Below are 16,857 nucleotides of genomic sequence, written 5' to 3' on the forward strand. Positions count from 1 at the left end.
CGCGCGACGTCCGCGGAGTCATCTATTGCGAGGAGTGTCTAGCTGCCCGTGTGAGTGATCCCGCGGTTGCCGCCGCCGGCACCACACCGCCGGCCACTCCACACGCTGAAGGTTCGGCAAGCCCTGGTCTTGCTGCCTTGCTCGGGTTCATCCCCGGCGTGGGTGCGATGTACAACGGCCAGTTCGCCAAAGGCTTCGTGCATGTGCTCGTGTTCGCGAGCCTCATCTGGCTTAGCAACCACGATTTCGAAGTTCTGGGCGGTCTCGGCATCATGGCCTGGATCTTCTACATGGTTTTCGACGCCTACATGACGGCAAAGGCGCGCAAGCACGGCATGCCGCTGCCCGACCCGCTAGGGCTCAACAACATTTTCGGTGTCGATGCTGGAGCGGCAAACCGTGTGGCCGTTGCCACTGAGCCGACCGCAACTCACGCCGAAGCCGTGGATGATAAGTACGTTGAACCGCAAACCAGTTCCGCAGTGCCGATAGGTGCCGTGGTTCTCATCGGGCTGGGCGTACTGTTCCTGCTCGATAACCTCAATCTCATGCATTTCGGCCGGATTGCGCGCCTGTGGCCGCTCATTCTGATTGTCATCGGCGTGCAGATGTTCCTGCGCCGGCGCGCAATGGCGCGGCGCTAGGGGGAACCATGGAAAATTACAGGTCCAATCCGAAATGCGAGTGCGCACGCTGCAGAATGACGGGGATGCTGGCGCCGGCTGTGCTCATAACCCTTGGCGCTCTGTTTCTGCTGGATAACCTGGGCGCCATCGGATTCCACAGTACCTGGCCGGTTCTGCTTATCGTCATCGGCATCATCAAAGTGCTGCAGTACACGGCACCAACTGAAAACCACCGGCCTCGGGGCCTGAATGCGGCTGTTGTGCCGCCGGTTCCACCCGCCGGAGAACTGCCTCCCAATCAGGGCGAGTCAAGACAGGGTGGCGAGGGGGTCCAGAATGTCTAGTCCGGTATTGGCTCCGCGTCCGCGACGTTCGCTGGCAGGTCCGATCGTACTCATCGTTATTGGCGTCCTGTTTCTGCTGCGCAATGTCGGCGTTCATATTCCTTTGTTCCGGTTGTTTGCGCACTGGTGGCCGCTGCTCCTCATAATTTGGGGCGTCGTGAAACTCGTCGAGCACTATCAGGCAAAGCGTGAAGGGACCGTTCCTGCGCGCATCGGCTTCGGCGGCGCGCTGCTGGTCTTCTTTATCATCGCGGGGGGCCTCGCGGTTACCGGCCTCGACCGTGCCAAGGATCAGATCAACTGGGGCGAAGTGCGCGATGAGATGAACGTCGATGAAGACTTCATCAACATGTTTGGCAGCACGTACACATACGACGACCAGATCGAAAAGGATATCCCCGTCGCAGACATGTTGCGCATCGTCAGTGATCGCGGCAATCTGACCATCAACGCCTGGGATCAGAGCAAGATAAAGATCGTCGTTCACAAGCGCGTGTTTGGCTCCAATCCGCAGGAAGCGCAGAACGTGAACACCGGCACCGTACCGCAAGTGGAAGTGAATGGAACCATGGTCGTGGTGAACGCAAACACCCAGGGTGCTGGCAATAAAGGCGTTTCAACGGATATGGAGATTTACGTTCCGCGAAAACTCGCCCTCGATATCGCTGGGCGCAGGGGCGACGTCAATGTCAGCGGGCGGGACGGCGACCTGAAGATTGCAACCAGCAGAGGCGACGTGATGGTCGAAGACATCGGCGGCAGCGTCAACCTCAATCTGCGCAAGGGTTCGCTGCGCGCCTCGCGCGTCAAGGGCAACGTCACCGCGGACGGCCGTTTTGACGACACATTGCTTGTGGATATCGGTGGTGCCGCCGTTCTGAACGGCGAATTTTTCGGAGATCTGAAGCTCTCGAAAATCGCCAAGGGTGTGACCTTCCACTCGTCGCGCACCGACCTTGAGTTCGCTCGTCTCGACGGCAATCTTGATCTCGATCAGGGCGACCTTCGCGCAACCCAGATACTAGGCCCCGTGCGCCTGCTTACCCGTTCCAAGGACATTCACCTTGAGGATGTAACCGGGGACGTGCGGATCGAAAACAGCAATGGCAGCGTCGAGTTGCACCCTAATGACAAGCAGCCGCTTGGCAATATCGAGATCAACGCGAACCGCGGCGACGTCCGCCTCATGATGCCGGCGAAAGCTGGTTTCCAGATGCAGGCACAGACGCGGCACGGCGAGGTTCAGTCGGACTTCTCCGAGCTGAAGATCGACAGCCAACACGGCAAATCCACAGTCACCGGCAACGTAGGGAAGACAGGTTCAAAAGTGCAGGTCACCAGCGACAGCGGTGACATCGAAATCCGCAAGACTGCCGGGTAACCTAGCAGCTAAACGAGTACAAGAAAAAGGGAGCGCCGCGGCGCTCCCTTTTTCTTGTACTAGCAGAAGAACCGCCAAGCATCAATGCCTGAGTCTTTCCTGGACTATTTTCTCCGCTTTGCCGATCACCTGCTCTACGGAAAGCCCTGTCGAGTCAATGCGAACCGCATCCCGCGCCGGCACGAGAGGCGAAGCTGCACGGGTCGTATCGCGACGGTCTCGCTCCTTCAGATCTTCGACCAGTTTCTCCGCCTTCGACGGATCATCGGTCGCGTTCTGCTGCACAATTCGACGTCCGGCACGTACGCTCTGGTCGGCATCCAGGAAGATCTTCACTTCGGCGTTAGGGAAAACCACTGTCCCAATGTCACGGCCTTCCATAATGACGCCGCCGTCAACCCCCATCTCACGCTGGCGGTCAACCATCCACGTGCGGACATTCGGATGTGTCGATACACGGGAGGCAGCCTGCGTGACGTCCGACTCGCGAATGCGTTCCGAAACGTCGTGCCCGTCCAGGAGCACGCGATTTCCATCCGAGGTTGGAACCAGTTCGATGCGCGATGCCTCCGCAAGTTTCAGCAGAGCTGCTTCATCTCCCAGGAATGTCTGCGACTCTATTGCCTTCAGAGCCAGTGCGCGGTACATCGCGCCGCTCTCGAGGTTTACGTACCCAAGCTTCTTCGCCAAACCCGCTGCTATCGTGCTCTTTCCTGCACCGGCAGGGCCGTCAATCGCGATCACCAATTTCTTTTGTTTCTTATCATTCATCGTTCTAAATCGGTCTTTCTATTACGTGTTCCATTGCCAACACGTCACGCGAGATCAGGTTACGGTTCACGTCGCGGCCGGGGTCCTTTGTCCGACAACGGGTGGCGATTGCGTGGACCTCGACTGCGAGGCGCGCGGGCGTTGTTGTGCGGAGGTTCACCCGATTTACCCTGGTGTGCCGGAGTGCCCGTGCGCGTCCGTTGCGCGATAGGACGCTGGCGCTGTCCGCTTTCGTCTTCAACCGTAGCTGTTGCTTCAGGCTTTGGACGCGGCACATGCGCCACCCTTGGTGGAGTGATCTGCAACAGCGAACGCCCACTGACGGTAATGAACTGCAACTCTCTGGCAGACAGCAGCGCATTGATTGCTTCACGCGCTCTCGAGCGTCCAACAAAGTTACCGAAAAACTCTTCCACTTCTGTTTGTTCGGCCGCGACAACGCAATCCATGTACTTCGACACCAGTGCCGTCAGCGCCTCGGGTATGGACAGGCCCATGCCCTCTTTGACCGGGTCCGGAGACCAGCGGAACAGCACGTCCCACGAAGCACCTTCCTCTGGGTTGTAGTCAACGCGGGTGATGCGCAACTTGGACCATAGCTCGTTCAGCGTTCGGTCCAGCGCGGAGGAAGACAACTCACCTCCGAGCACCTCTTTCAGCCTGGGCTTTGAAATCGGGCCGTCCTTCTGGATCACCTGGAACGTGTGTACCGCGAGCGGCGAATACTCCGAGCGCGGACCGATCTTCGGAACCTGTCGAGGATTGCGGTCGCCGATCAAGCCATAGAAAAATGGAAAAACGCTCGACGCCACCAGGAACGGCGTCTCGCTAAATAGGTTTGCCTCGTACGCATTCTTCTGGCGCAACAAACGCACCATCAGGTCTGTCGCTTCCTGGGCACGCGGGTCTGCGAATGCATGCTGCCACGTCGGCAGATTCTCGCTGCTGCCCACGTATGCTCCCACGAACGTCGGCGTCAGCACTGGAGGCCGCGTCGGATACATCAGGCAGAATCCTACGGACTCTATGAATTCCTGCGCATCTTCGAGGGTCCGCACAGGGCGGCCGTTCACGCGCCACTTCTCGCTACGTAGTTCTTGTAATTCGCGTTCTGTCATTGGCTCCGCGCTTCAGATGCGCCTTGGTTGAACACCGGAACCACACGTCCGCCTTGCACGGCCGAACCGGAGTACTCCGCTAAATGCGCTTGAATGCTTTCTGAATGTCTTTTACAGAATACCGCAGAACGACGGGCCGCCCATGCGGGCACGTCATCGGATACTGTGTCTGAGCCAACTCGCTCAGCAACCACTCCATTTTATTCTGTTCCAGCGGCATGTTGACTTTGATTGCCGCGTGACACGCGATCGATGCTGCGATCCGTGCCCTGATCTTTTCCATATCCAGCGCCTGATCTTCGCGCTCGAACTGCTCGATCAGTTCGCTGAGCAGATGCTCCACCTGCGTTGTCTGCACACCTGCGGGCGATGTCTTGACCGCAATGGTGCGCGCACCGAACGGCTCCGCTTCGAAACCGTTGCGCTCCAACTCTCCCGAAATCTCGGCAAACACCGCCAATTGCGCCGGCGTCAACTCCACGATAATCGGCATCAGCAGGCGCTGGCACTCAACCTTCAAGGCCTGCCGTTCAAGCAATATCCTTTCGAACAACACGCGCTCATGGCATGCGTGCTGGTCGATGATCCACAAGCCTTGCCCATTCACCGCCAGGATAAACGACTCCTTGATTTGCCCTAGGGGACGCAGCGATTCCAGTGCGGTTAAATCCATCGGTGGTTCGTGATCGTCCACGCGCGGGCCGCAGGAATCGTTGGCCTCGGGAACGATCTCGGCCACGCCCTCAAGTGGAGGGGCGAAGCGGGCCACGGGGACGGCGGCATTGGCCTCTACGGTGATCGCGTCGCCGTTGAACTTCATTGGGTGCGTCACGGCCGAAAGCGTCTGGGGGACCAGCGAGAAGACGGAGAAGTCTGTATCCGCAGCGGCGGCGATGGCTGCTGCCGGTGCTGGCGCGCCGATTTGTGGCGAGAGCGCTGGCGCGGAGGTCGGCTCAGCGTGTATTTCACGGGCGAACTGCGGCGCCGGGCGAGCATCCATCAGCGCTGAGCGGACGGTGTCTCGCACGAAGTCGTGAATGAACGACTGCTGGCGGAAGCGCACCTCGGTCTTCGACGGATGGACGTTCACGTCTACCTCGACGTGGGGCATCTCCAGGAAGAGGAGAACGACGGGAAAGACCGTCGGAGGCAGAATGTTGCGATAGGCCTCGGTGAGTGCATGCTGGATGAGGCGGTCGCGAATGAGCCGTCCGTTGACGAAGATGAAGATGGAGTTGCGGTTCAGCTTCTGGACCTCTGGCTTGCTGACGAACCCGCGCACCCGCAACTCGCCTGGACTGGGAGCTTCCTGCGGCTCGCACTCCTGCCGGTTTGACCATAATGGGCGGGGCAGCAGGCCCATGCGCTGGAGCGGTATCACGGCGGCAACCGGCAGAAGCTGGTCGAGCGTCTCCTTGCCGAAAACCTGGTAAATGCGCTCAGCGTGCGTCGCAACGGGCGCGGCAACGAGCATGGCGTTGGTCGTCGAGTGCAGTTCCCAGTGCTTGTCGGGATGCGCCAGCGCGTAGTGCGTGACGAGCGAGGCGATATGCGCAAGCTCGGTGGAGTCGGCTTTCAGGAATTTCCGGCGCGCAGGAGTATTGAAGAACAGGTCACGAACCGTGATCGAAGTTCCCGCTGGCAAACCTGCCTCATCGACCGTGAGGATTTTTCCTCCGGCGATTTCGACGATGGTTCCGCTGGGCTGCTCGGGGGCGCGTGTTTCCAGGCGAAGTCGGCTGATCGCGGCTATGGAAGACAACGCTTCTCCGCGAAAGCCGAGCGTGCCGATTGTCACCAGGTCGCTATCGTTGCGTATCTTCGAAGTGGCGTGACGCTCGAAGGCGAGCAGTGCATCGTCCTGCACCATGCCGCAGCCATCATCGATGATCTGGATGAGCTTCTTGCCTCCAGCTTCGATGTTCACGCGGATGCGCGTGCATCCCGCATCGAGCGAGTTCTCCAGCAGCTCCTTGACCACGGAAGCGGGGCGTTCGACGACTTCGCCGGCGGCGATCTTGTTGATGACGTGTTCGGAAAGTACGTGGATGCGTCCCATGAAAGCTCAACTGCACGCTGATTGTAATGTGCGCTTCAGGATAGCAGCACCGGAGCGCCACTCCCTCCAACCTTTTCTGATTTTTTAACTCTCATTTTTAAGATTTCAGAATATTGGGACCTAAAACCATGAAAGGACGGTTGGACCAGAAAATCTTGAAAACAAAGTAGCTAAGGAGAAATTTCCCCTTATTATGTTCCGGGGTGGCGCATGCTCAATCGAGTCGGAAACTACCTGGCGGAAATCAGCGATGCGCCAAACACGCGATTCGTTTTCGTGTTGTTCGCTGCTACGCTCACGGCGGCTTTGGAGTACTTCGTCCATTATGGGCTGGAGTGGCTCATGGTCGATCACCAAACTGCGAATGTGATCGATGCCACGATCATCGGGCTCTTCGCTGGTGTAATCACCTATGTGGAAGTGAAGTCGGTGCAGGCTCGCCGGCACAAGATTCTGCGGGACGTGCAGACCGTCAGTTCGTTAAATCATCACGTCCGAAATGCGTTGCAGGCTATACAGTACGCGGCGCGACTGCCGCTTGAAGAAAAGCAGATCGCGATCATCGATGAGAGCGTGGAGAAAATCGACAAAACGCTGAGGGAGTTGTACCCGATCATCACGACAGAAGGCGCACTGCGCGAAGCTGACATGGCGCATTATTCGAAACCGCCGGCGCAATCGCGTTGAATCGTCGCGTTGAAGAAGTCGAAAGCAATTTGAGAATGGGCAAACGCAGGCCGCCTGATTAAGCGGCCTGCGTTTTGATTCGATTTCACGCCAATGGGTTTGAAAAATCCCACGTTGGTGTCGCACGGTGAGCACCGTGGCGCTACATCTACGGAACAAGCGGCGCGGGCGGAAGGTCGCTGTTCCAGCAATCGAAGATAATTTTGTAGTCTCCGTTGTTCTGGCGCTGATAGTTGGTGAGGTATTTGCCGCGATCGTGGAAGTGTGTGCCGCTGGGCAGCGGCATGGTAATTGAATAGGTCCCGCTGACGAGCACCATTTCAGTGCCCTGGACAATGTTGGTGACGTCGAGCTTGAGGTTGTTTGCGCCGGCATCGTGGAACCATTTGAAGAGCTCACGGATGGCCGAGATGCCGGGCGCGGAACGCTGGTTTGGCGGCAGCACGACCGACTCATTCGTGAACTGCGAGGCGAGGGTCTCGAAATCGCCCTCGTTGTAGCAGCGCACAAAGAGCTGTGTCATGGACTGGATGCGGTTTTCTATATCGGAAACTTGCGATGGAATCGCGCGAACGGTTGCCATGGAAACCTCCTGGCGCGAGTGAAAGGTTGTGGATGGAGGCGGTGGCTGCGCGTGCTTACGTGCAGTCAACTGCAAGAGCGACAACAGTAGCACCATTGAGAGTTGTGGGTGCGGCGGTGAGTTCAATTATTGAGATCAGTTTTAGGTTGTCAGTTCCCGTTCAGTTGCCGGCGAGCGCTGATGTTCGCTGGCTCTGGTCCATCGGCAACTGGCAACTGAAATCTCGTGCTACTCGGACGTGAAGTAATCCACGGTGACGGGGTTTTCGAAGAGCGAGTAGTCGCGTGTAACTACCGTGATGCCGCTTTCCGTGACGAAATACTTCTGGCGGTCCGCATCGGTGTCGTAGCCAATCACGCTTCCTTCAGGTATGTGGACATTGCGATCGATGATGGCGCGGCGGATACGGCTGTGACGTCCAATATTGACGTGCGAGAAGACGATCGACGAGTCCACTTCGGCGTACGAGTTCACGCGCACGTCGGGCGAAACGACGCTGTTGCGCACGACAGCGCCGGAGATGATGGAACCCATGGAGATGATCGAATCGATGGCCGTGCCGGTACGGCCCGCCTCTGCGAACACAAACTTGGCGGGCGGGTACTGGCGCTGATGAGTGCGGATAGGCCACTCGTGGTCGTACAGGTTGAAGACCGGCGATACCGAGGCGATGTCCATGTTGGCTTCGTAGTAAGCCTCGAGCGTGCCAACGTCGCGCCAGTAAAGCGCTTCCTTCTTGTTCTCGTCGACGAAATTGAAGGAGTAAACCTTGTAGTTGTCCACCATCTTGGGAAGAATGTTGTGGCCGAAATCGTGACGCGACTCGGGGTCTTCGGCATCTTTGAGCAGCACCGGAATGAGCACGTCCGTATTAAAGATGTATATGCCCATGGAGGCAGAGACCATCTTCTGGTTGTAGGGTGAACGCGTCTGCGTCGTCCGCGGTTTCTCTTCAAACCCAACCACGCGACCGCCGCTATCGACTTCCACGACGCCGAACTGCGCGGTTTCGCCGGGGTCAATCAGGATGGTCGCAAGGGTTACGTCTGCTCCTGAATCGCGATGCTGACGCATCATGCGGTCATAATTCATCTTGTAAATATGGTCGCCAGAGAGGATAAGGACGTACTTCGGTTCTTCGCTCCCAATGGAGTAGATGTTCTGGTAAACGGCGTCGGCGGTGCCCATGTACCAGTTTTCACTGACACGCTTCATGGGTGGAAGGATCTCTACGAAGTCGCCGAGTTCGCGCCCCATGATGCTGGTCCATCCTTCGCGGATGTGACGATTCAGCGAAAGCGCTTTGTATTGCGTGAGAATGTATACGCGGCGCAAGCCTGAGTTGATGCAGTTAGAGAGCGTGATATCGATGATGCGATAAATTCCGCCGAACGTGACTGCCGGTTTTGCGCGGTCGCGAGTGAGCGGATAGAGACGCTCGCCTGCGCCTCCGGCCAGCAAGACTCCGAGGGTATCTTTCATCTCTCTGCCTGGCTAAATCTGAATTTGTTTGTCTTCGCTTAGAACCTGGGCCGCGCTGAAACGATGAACAACAAAGCGTCGGGAAAGCGGACTTCACACCCTGCGCCTGGGCCATCCGTCGAAGCCGAGCGCAATGGAGTAAAAATGTTAGCACAAGGTAAGCCTGGTGCCGCTGGCGGCGGGGCTCCCCTTGCGGTCTAAGCGGCTTTGTCCGAGGAGTCAATGCTGATGCGCAATGATTTCAGGAACTTGACATCCTGCGCGCTCATCTTCAAGTCAGGGTCGCTGCGGCGTGAGTTAACGAGGGCGGGGCGATCAATGGTCTCGTCTTCCTCGTCGTGCTTATTGAAGCCGATGGTGGCCTCCAGCACTAGAAAAACGTCGTACCCGCCGGCCTTGATCCTGGCGATCACTTCCGCGATCTGCTCCGAGTCGGAGAGAGACTCGTTGATTGCCTCTCCGAGTTCCTTCATGAGTCTTTGCAGTTGCTGGTCCACGCTATGAGTCCCCTGTCTGTACCTGCGCAGCTTAACCCGCATCGTCAAGCGTGCGAGATGCAGCACAACGTATCCGAATGATTCGCCCCGGCCTGCATTCACAAAGACGAACCTCCACATTGGATGCCAGTGAGGCGCGGGAAAGTTTTTCCGCGCGGTGGAATTACCGTATTGCGCTGGCACGCACAAATTTTGCCCGGCAGCTAAGAGGAGGCATCGATGATGCAGGCTGATAAAATGGGATTGTGGAAGAGATCAGTCCAGCAAGAAGACAGGTTACGGGCGTTGAAAGAGCCGGTTCCAGCCTCGGCATGGCAGTAAAGGCGCTGTCGGGTACGAACCGGGGAAGACTGACGAAGGGCTTGGCGGCGGGCGCGACGGCGTTTGCGCAATCAGTAGCCAAGACTATGCACCTGCTTTTGCTGGAGGTGACAGGATTCATTTTCCTCTGCTTCTCCGTGATTGGCAGCTTCGCGCTAGTACGTGAATACCAGGCTTACACGGCAGGGAAAGTCGGGTACGGAAGGACTTTGACCGCGCTCTGCTTTTCGGCAATGTTCGCCTACTTCGGGGTGAGTTCTTTCTGGCGCGCACGCCGTCGCCATTAGTCACCGCCGTTAATCCAGGGAGCCTTGCTTCCTGCCCATTGGGTTCCATCCGGCGAATCCATCCAAGGGGACTCATCGTGGTCGATAAGGTAAAACAAGAAGTCAGCACCCAACTGGCGGACGTGCAAGAAACTCCCTCTCACATCTCAATCAATCCTCTGTATACGCCGGCAGACCTGGAGGGCTGGGAATACGACCAGCAAGTTGGTTATCCGGGGCAGTATCCATACACGCGCGGCGTGCAGGCGACGATGTATCGCGGCCGGCTGTGGACGATGCGGCAATACGCCGGGATGGGCGACGCCGGCGAGTCGAACAAGAGATACCGTTATCTGCTTTCGCACGGAACGACGGGACTGTCGGTGGCTTTCGATCTGCCGACGCAGATAGGCATGGATTCCGATTCGCCTATGGCAATGGGCGAAGTGGGCAAGGTCGGCGTGGCGATCGACTCCGTCGAAGACATGGAGCGGCTCTTTAGCGGAATCGACCTGGAAAAGATCTCGACGTCGATGACGATCAACGCGACGGCCTCGATCCTGCTGGCGCTTTACGTCGTGGTGGCGAAGCGGCACAAGATGGACGTGTCGAAGCTTTCCGGGACGGTGCAGAACGATATTCTGAAGGAGTACATCGCACGCGGAACGTATATCTATCCGCCTGTACACGCGATGCGCATCGTGACGGATATCTTCGCGTTCGCGAAGAAGAACGTGCCAGAGTGGAACACGATTTCGATCTCCGGCTATCACATGCGTGAAGCGGGAAGCACGGCGGTGCAGGAGGTGGCGTTCACACTCGCAAACGGCATCACCTATGTAGATGCGGCGATACGGGCAGGGCTTCCGGTGGACGAGTTCGCGCCGCGGCTGTCGTTCTTTTTTGCATGCCATAACAACTTCCTGGAGGAAGTGGCGAAGTTCCGTGCGGCACGGCGGATGTGGGCGCGGATTATGCGTGAGCGTTTTTCAGCGAAGAACGCGCGTTCAATGATGCTGCGCTTCCATACGCAGACGGCTGGTTCGACACTGACAGCGCAGCAACCGGAGAACAACGTCGTACGCACAGCATTACAGGCAATGGCCGCCGTCCTTGGCGGAACGCAGTCTTTGCACACGAACTCGTTTGACGAAGCGCTGGCGTTGCCGACGGAGCACGCGGCGCGAACTGCATTAAGGACGCAACAGGTGATCGCGTACGAGTCAGGCGTGGCGCAAACAATCGATCCGCTGGCGGGCTCGTATTATCTGGAGTCGCTGACGAACGAGATCGAGAAGCGCGCGACGGCGTACGTCGAGAAGATCGACGCAATGGGCGGTATGTTGAAAGCCATCGAGCGCGGTTACGTGCAGCAGGAAATACAGAACGCGGCGTATGAGGCGCAACTGGCGATCGATCGGCTGGAGCAGATTGTCGTGGGCGTGAATGCGTTCCAGGTGGAGCATGAAAGAGGTGTGCCGCTGCAAAGTATCGACCAGGATCTGGAACGGAAGCAGGTGGAACGGCTACGTTCGTTCCGTGAGCGTCGCGATAGGGCGGCATGGTACTCGGCGCTGGAAGCGGTGACGGACTCTGCGAGGCATGGAGACAACCTGATGCCCTCGATCATTCATGCTGTGGAGAACAACGCGACCGTCGGCGAGATCTCCGACGCCATGCGGAAGGTGTTCGGGGAGTACAAGGAAGTCATGGTGATTTGAAGTGCGGCGGCAATACAAACATATTTAGTAGCTGCGAGGGCGCGCTGTGGGCGCGCCCTAAATTGTGCGATTCCTACTTAGTCAGTTTGTGCCACCAGGATGGCTTGGCTGAGGCTGGCCTTGGCTCATCTTCGAAAACTGGCTCGTCGCTGAGTCCGAGAAACCCTCCGGCTTCGTAGCGTATCGGCTCGGCGGCAAAAGAGCGAGCAGCATCGCGTAGAGCCGTCTCGGCAGCAGGCGGTACCTCGTCAACTGCGGACTGTACGGGTGCAGCGGAAGGTTCGGCGTATTCAGCTTCGGGGATGGGCTCCGCCGCTGGCTGCGCAGGTTCGACGAATCGCTGTTGTTGTTCGAGAGGTTTTGGATTCGTGGTCGTGTCAGCTTGTGTGTGGGCGAGTTGCACGGAGACCTGGGACACCGGCTGCAAAGTAACGAGAAGTGTGTTCTCCAGGCCGCGGCCAGGGAGCACAAGTACGCAGGGCATCTTTGCCGCCAACGCGCGCTGGACGGGAGTGCCGATTTCCAGCGTGAGTGGGACTTCTCTGCCGAGGCCGTCGCGAAGCTTCTCGGCCGTTTGGCGGTCGAAGGCGATCCAGCGAGTCATCAAAGACATGCTCCAGAGCTTGTAAATGCCTGGACGCCCACTGAGGGGGAGTCGGCTGGGGGAGCACAAGTGCCCAACTGCGAGCGTCCATCTTCGACATCTGCAAGTAAGATGCCGTCGCAGCGACCGGGGCTGGTCCGCCGTATCGCCCCGCACCATTTCAGCGACTTACGATGATTTCCTGAGCAGGATTGCGCTAACTTCAAATCGGTGCTGGGCGGGATATTCTTACGCATATAGAGAAAATGTGTGGGCCTAGAACGGGCGAATTGAATTTCACTTGAGCAGCATGGAACTGGGGCTAGAATTCTATATCAGCATATTTTCGGCTAGCCGAATGCGGGAGTGGAAGATGGTAAACGTTCTGGTCCGTCATACGGTGGTGGATTTTCCCAAGTGGAAGGCGGTCTTCGATGACCATCTTGCAGAGCGCAAGGCAGCGGGCGAGTTGAACTGCCGCATCTTCCACAACCATGAAAACGATACCGACCTTACTCTCTTGATGGAGTGGGAGACGCTTGATAAAGCGAAAAGATACATGGCGTCTGACCTACTAAAGAACGGTATGAAACTAGCGGGAGTGACCGGAACCCCGGAAATCATTTACCTGGAAGAGATCCGCGCCCTACGCCGCACGGCTGCCGATTAACACTCCGCGCTGGCGGCTACGCTCGTGAATGTTTCACGCAAGTAAAAACGAATTTGTGTTGATACGGGTCACAGGCCAATGCGCTGAGTGACCCGGTTCGTTTGCGCGTTCGCGCATCTCAAATGGGTGGAGAAGCACGGATGAAGAGAATTGTCTCGGTGCTGAGATTGGGATTTCTGTTATCGATAGTCGCTGCATTGACATTGCCAATCCTGGCTCAGGATAAGCAGGCTCAGCTGCAAGCTGCGATTGGACTCTGGCAGGTGATCGACGATAAGACCGGTAAACCGAACGGGCAGGTGGAAACGTATCTCGATAAGGGAAAGCTGTATGGGAAGATAACGGCGCTGCGGCCCAGTCGTACTCAGGATGCAAAGTGCGATAAGTGCACGGGGGAACTGAAGGACAAGCCGATTCTCGGATTAGTATTCCTTTCCGGTTTCTCGCCAGACAACGATGGGTGGAGCGGTGGCACGGTCGTCGATCCGGAAAACGGTAAAACGTACCGCGGCAAAATCAAAGCTATCGGCGCGGACAAACTGCAACTGCGCGGATACGTTGGAATCCCGTTACTTGGGCGCACCGAAACGTGGGTAAGGTTGACTCCACCATCTCATTGAGAGCACCGGCCGAATCTCATTCTGCCCTGCCGCTGGAAGTAGCAGCTGTTTTTCTGGTCCAAAATGAATTTGACCGCAAGGTTCGGATAGCATCTCTTGTGCCGGCGCAGTAAGTTAGGCACATGACGAACGGACAAAACAAACACAACCTAGAGGAAGCCATTCACTCCTTGGAGCCGCAGGACTGGGGTGAGTTCCACGATCTCGCAGTCCGAGCCCTGGAGGACATGCTGGAATGGCTAAAGACTTCCCGCTCGCATCCCGTATGGCGGCCGATGCCGCAGGACGTTCGCCGTCGGCTCGACGAGCCTCTGCCCGCGCACGGGCAATCACCCGAAGCAGCTTACGAACAATTCAATGAACTGGTGCGTCCGTATTGCAATGGAAATGCACACCCGCGCTTCTGGGGATGGGTGCAGGGAAGCGGCCTTCCGCTGGCAATGATTGCGGACATGCTTGCCGCAGGGATCAATCCGCACATGGCGGGATTCGATCAGGCGCCGCGCCTGGTTGAAGAGCAGGTGCTCAGGTGGCTCAGTTCGATGATGGGTTTCCCTGATACGGCTTCCGGCCTGATGACAAGCGGAGCGAGCATGGCGAACACCGTTGCGCTCACCGTCGCGCGATCTGCAAAGGCCGACTGGGACGTGCGTCGCGAAGGAGTCCGTGCAGGCTCGTGGCAACTCACGGCATATTGCTCAGAGGAGACGCACTCCTGCATACAGAAAGCGATGGAGCTACTCGGCATCGGCAGCAACGCGCTACGTCGGATTCCGACAGACGCTGAGTACCGCATCGACCTCGACAAGCTTGAAGCGGAACTGGACCGCGACGTCGCGAATGGCTTTGAGCCGTTCTGCATCATCGGCAATGCAGGAACGGTGAACACTGGCGCAATCGATAATCTGACGGCTCTCGCGCGCATCGCGAAGCAGCGAGGCATCTGGTTCCATGTTGACGGCGCGTTCGGTGCCCTGGCGAGCATTTCACCCAAACTGCGTGAGCGAGTTACCGGATTGGAACTCGCGGATTCCGTCGCTTTCGATCTCCATAAGTGGATGTATCTGCCATTTGAGTCCGGGTGCGTGCTGGTGAAGGACGCCGTCGCTCACGCGAGGACTTTCGCAGTTTCACCGGCTTACCTCGGTGGAGATGAGCGGGGAATTATCGCCGGCGGACTGCCATTTGCGGATCGCGGAATCGAACTGACTCGCGGCTTCAAGGCCCTGAAAGTGTGGATGTGTCTCAAGGCCTACGGCGTGGAGACGTTTGCGGCCTACATCGAGCGCAACGTGGAGCAGGCAAACTATGTTGGCCACCTCGTCAGAGAATCAGAAAATCTGCAACTGCTCACGCCGATTTCGCTGAACATCGTTTGCTTCCGGTACGCGGCTGCTGCGCTGGATGCCGGCATTCTGGACAGCATCAATCGCGAGATCATGCTGCAACTTCAGGAGACGGGTGTTGCGGTTGTTTCGAGCACGATGCTGGACGGCAAGCTGGCACTGCGATGTGCCATCGTGAACCACCGCAGCGAACAGTCCGACTTCGATGAACTCATCTCGGCGGTTCGAAGCATCGGCGATCGTGTCAGCGCCGCGCTGACTGCCGGAAAGGGAGGCTTTGCATGAACACCAGCAGGGCAAGAACGTCGCCGCCGCAATCGGACGAGCGTCGCTGGACGGCCGTGTTGAACAGAGCCCGGGAATTCGATGGCGCGTTCGTTTTCGGCGTAACGACGACAGGCATTTATTGTCGGCCTTCGTGTCCAGCTCGCCGGCCTAATCGCGCAAACACGCGCTTCTTCTCGAGTCCCGCTGAGGCCGAACGCGCTGGCCTGCGGGCGTGTCTGCGATGCCGTCCGAAGGACGCGGAACGAACCGTGGCAGTTGTCGAAAGTGTTTGCCGCTATCTGGAAGCGCATGTTGACGAGAAGGTCACGCTTGCGGCACTGGGGAGGTTCGCGGAGTTGAGTCCCTTCCATCTGCAACGGTTATTCTCGCAACAGGTCGGTGTGTCCCCGCGCGAGTACCAGGAAGCGTACCGCTTTACAAAATTCAAAAGCGGGCTTAAAGGAGGCTCCGTGACGAACGCGTTCATCGATGCCGGATTCAGTTCGTCCAGCAGGGTGTACGAAACCGCTCGCATGCGCCTGGGCATGCCGCCGCGAAGATATGGCGCGGGCGCACCCGGTGAGCCGCTGCGCTTCAAAACCTTCAACAGCGCGGTGGGGGAAGTACTCGTGATCGCCAGCTCCGCCGGCGTATGTAGCGTTCAGTTCGTTGACGGCGAAATGCCGGAAGCAGCCGCGAGGCGCGAATACCCGAATGCGCAGTTCGTTCGGGATGACAAGGCGCTTGCGCACTGGGCGGACATGCTCAATCGCTTGATCGACGGCGAAAAGCCAAGCAAGTCGTTGCCGCTCGACATCCGGGGAACCGCATTCCAGCAGCGTGTATGGCGTCAGCTACAGAAGATCCCACGCGGGGAAACTCGAAGCTACGCGGAAATCGCGGCAGCGATCGACCAGCCAAACGGTGCGCGAGCGGTTGCAAACGCCTGCGCGTCCAATCCCATAGCGGTCGTCATCCCATGTCATCGCGTGGTGCCAAAGGATGGAAAAGCGGGCGGCTATCGTTGGGGCAGAGACCGCAAGAAGCGATTGCTTGCTCTTGAGCAGGGCGGCGTTGCGACTGAGGAGGAGTAGGCCGCGACTTGCCGTTAGGGTGAGAACTGTAGCCGCTCAGCGTCGATGGCTTTCCAGCCAGGAGGAAGCCTGCTTCCTGGCTTCTGATATCTCGTTGCTCGCCATGCTCTGTTCCAAGATAGCCATCTGCTCTCCCGCCCGCCGGTCGCCTGCTTCCTTCGCCAATGCGAACCATGTGTAAGCCGAGACATCGTCTCGCGGGACGCCAACTCCGGACGAATACATATGGCACCCAGTTCGAAACGAATTTCAGCAACGTCCGACCGATTCAGCGTAGGAGTGATAGCCGTCAGCGTCTCCTGACTTTGTCGATTGCCTGCGGCATCAGCCAGCACTAGCCACGGATACGCACCGACGGTATCGTTTCGAGCAACGAGCGTTACTCCGAGCTCGTGTTGGGCATTCGTCTCCCCGTGCTCGG

General features: G+C 57.9%; 17 protein-coding genes. 10 read left to right on the forward strand and 7 right to left on the reverse strand.

Features of this window, described 5'->3' with window-relative positions; genetic code table 11:
- Window positions 1-482 precede the first annotated feature (482 nt).
- The 3 genes from VN622_12935 (at window position 483) to VN622_12945 (ending at window position 2,351) form a co-directional block, all read left to right on the forward strand.
- Window positions 483-644 carry a DUF5668 domain-containing protein gene (locus tag VN622_12935; GenBank protein HWR36767.1) on the forward strand — a complete coding sequence of 54 codons (162 nt, stop codon included), beginning with the start codon at window positions 483-485 and terminating at the stop codon, window positions 642-644.
- 65 nt (window positions 645-709) lie between these two features.
- Entirely contained in the window at window positions 710-970 is a 261-nt protein-coding gene (locus VN622_12940; GenBank protein ID HWR36768.1) for a DUF5668 domain-containing protein, read from the forward strand.
- The gene (locus tag VN622_12945; protein HWR36769.1) at window positions 963-2,351 is read left to right on the forward strand and encodes a DUF4097 family beta strand repeat-containing protein; all 1,389 of its coding nucleotides are present in this window, start codon (window positions 963-965) and stop codon (window positions 2,349-2,351) included. Before VN622_12940 ends, VN622_12945 begins: the two co-directional genes overlap by 8 nt.
- Window positions 2,352-2,432: 81 nt before the next feature.
- On the opposite strand, the gene cmk is transcribed toward VN622_12945, so the two are convergent.
- The 3 genes from cmk to mutL form a co-directional block, all read right to left on the reverse strand.
- Window positions 2,433-3,122 (reverse strand): (d)CMP kinase, encoded by a 690-nt coding sequence (gene cmk, locus VN622_12950; protein HWR36770.1) that lies wholly within the window; start codon window positions 3,120-3,122, stop codon window positions 2,433-2,435.
- Window positions 3,123-3,181: 59 nt separating this feature from the next.
- Window positions 3,182-4,240, reverse strand: a complete 1,059-nt coding sequence (locus tag VN622_12955; protein ID HWR36771.1) for a hypothetical protein — start codon at window positions 4,238-4,240, stop codon at window positions 3,182-3,184.
- A gap of 79 nt (window positions 4,241-4,319) precedes the next feature.
- Window positions 4,320-6,299, reverse strand: a complete 1,980-nt coding sequence (gene mutL, locus VN622_12960) for a DNA mismatch repair endonuclease MutL (GenBank protein ID HWR36772.1) — start codon at window positions 6,297-6,299, stop codon at window positions 4,320-4,322.
- A gap of 210 nt (window positions 6,300-6,509) precedes the next feature.
- On the opposite strand from mutL, the gene VN622_12965 reads away from it, so the two are divergent.
- Window positions 6,510-6,986, forward strand: a complete 477-nt coding sequence (locus VN622_12965) for a hypothetical protein (protein ID HWR36773.1) — start codon at window positions 6,510-6,512, stop codon at window positions 6,984-6,986.
- 148 nt (window positions 6,987-7,134) lie between these two features.
- Here the strand turns inward: VN622_12965 and VN622_12970 are convergent, their stop codons facing one another.
- The 3 genes from VN622_12970 to VN622_12980 form a co-directional block, all read right to left on the reverse strand.
- Window positions 7,135-7,569, reverse strand: a complete 435-nt coding sequence (locus VN622_12970; protein ID HWR36774.1) for a nuclear transport factor 2 family protein — start codon at window positions 7,567-7,569, stop codon at window positions 7,135-7,137.
- Between the two features lie 228 nt (window positions 7,570-7,797).
- Window positions 7,798-9,051 carry a glucose-1-phosphate adenylyltransferase gene (gene glgC, locus VN622_12975; GenBank protein HWR36775.1) on the reverse strand — a complete coding sequence of 418 codons (1,254 nt, stop codon included), beginning with the start codon at window positions 9,049-9,051 and terminating at the stop codon, window positions 7,798-7,800.
- Between the two features lie 197 nt (window positions 9,052-9,248).
- Window positions 9,249-9,650 carry a hypothetical protein gene (locus VN622_12980; GenBank protein HWR36776.1) on the reverse strand — a complete coding sequence of 134 codons (402 nt, stop codon included), beginning with the start codon at window positions 9,648-9,650 and terminating at the stop codon, window positions 9,249-9,251.
- A gap of 209 nt (window positions 9,651-9,859) precedes the next feature.
- Here VN622_12980 and VN622_12985 point away from each other — a divergent pair, with 209 nt between their 5' ends.
- On the forward strand, window positions 9,860-10,156 hold the full coding sequence (locus VN622_12985; protein ID HWR36777.1) for a hypothetical protein: 297 nt from the start codon (window positions 9,860-9,862) through the stop codon (window positions 10,154-10,156).
- Between the two features lie 77 nt (window positions 10,157-10,233).
- On the forward strand, window positions 10,234-11,856 hold the full coding sequence (locus VN622_12990; protein HWR36778.1) for a methylmalonyl-CoA mutase family protein: 1,623 nt from the start codon (window positions 10,234-10,236) through the stop codon (window positions 11,854-11,856).
- Window positions 11,857-11,929: 73 nt separating this feature from the next.
- Here VN622_12990 and VN622_12995 read toward each other — a convergent pair whose 3' ends face one another.
- Complete coding sequence (locus tag VN622_12995; protein HWR36779.1) at window positions 11,930-12,460, reverse strand: hypothetical protein; 531 nt, start codon at window positions 12,458-12,460, stop codon at window positions 11,930-11,932.
- A 352-nt stretch (window positions 12,461-12,812) separates the two neighbouring features.
- Here VN622_12995 and VN622_13000 point away from each other — a divergent pair, with 352 nt between their 5' ends.
- From VN622_13000 to VN622_13015, 4 genes are all read left to right on the forward strand, one after another.
- Window positions 12,813-13,109 (forward strand): hypothetical protein, encoded by a 297-nt coding sequence (locus VN622_13000; protein HWR36780.1) that lies wholly within the window; start codon window positions 12,813-12,815, stop codon window positions 13,107-13,109.
- Between the two features lie 140 nt (window positions 13,110-13,249).
- Window positions 13,250-13,729: a DUF2147 domain-containing protein gene (locus VN622_13005; GenBank protein ID HWR36781.1), complete on the forward strand. Its 480-nt coding sequence runs from the start codon at window positions 13,250-13,252 to the stop codon at window positions 13,727-13,729.
- A 122-nt stretch (window positions 13,730-13,851) separates the two neighbouring features.
- Complete coding sequence (locus VN622_13010; protein ID HWR36782.1) at window positions 13,852-15,360, forward strand: pyridoxal-dependent decarboxylase; 1,509 nt, start codon at window positions 13,852-13,854, stop codon at window positions 15,358-15,360.
- Window positions 15,357-16,436: a methylated-DNA--[protein]-cysteine S-methyltransferase gene (locus VN622_13015; protein ID HWR36783.1), complete on the forward strand. Its 1,080-nt coding sequence runs from the start codon at window positions 15,357-15,359 to the stop codon at window positions 16,434-16,436. The genes VN622_13010 and VN622_13015 overlap by 4 nt, the downstream gene beginning before the upstream one ends.
- Window positions 16,437-16,857: the final 421 nt, after the last annotated feature.

Source organism: Clostridia bacterium, assembly GCA_035561135.1.
Taxonomy (GTDB): domain Bacteria; phylum Acidobacteriota; class Terriglobia; order Terriglobales; family Acidobacteriaceae; genus DATMYA01.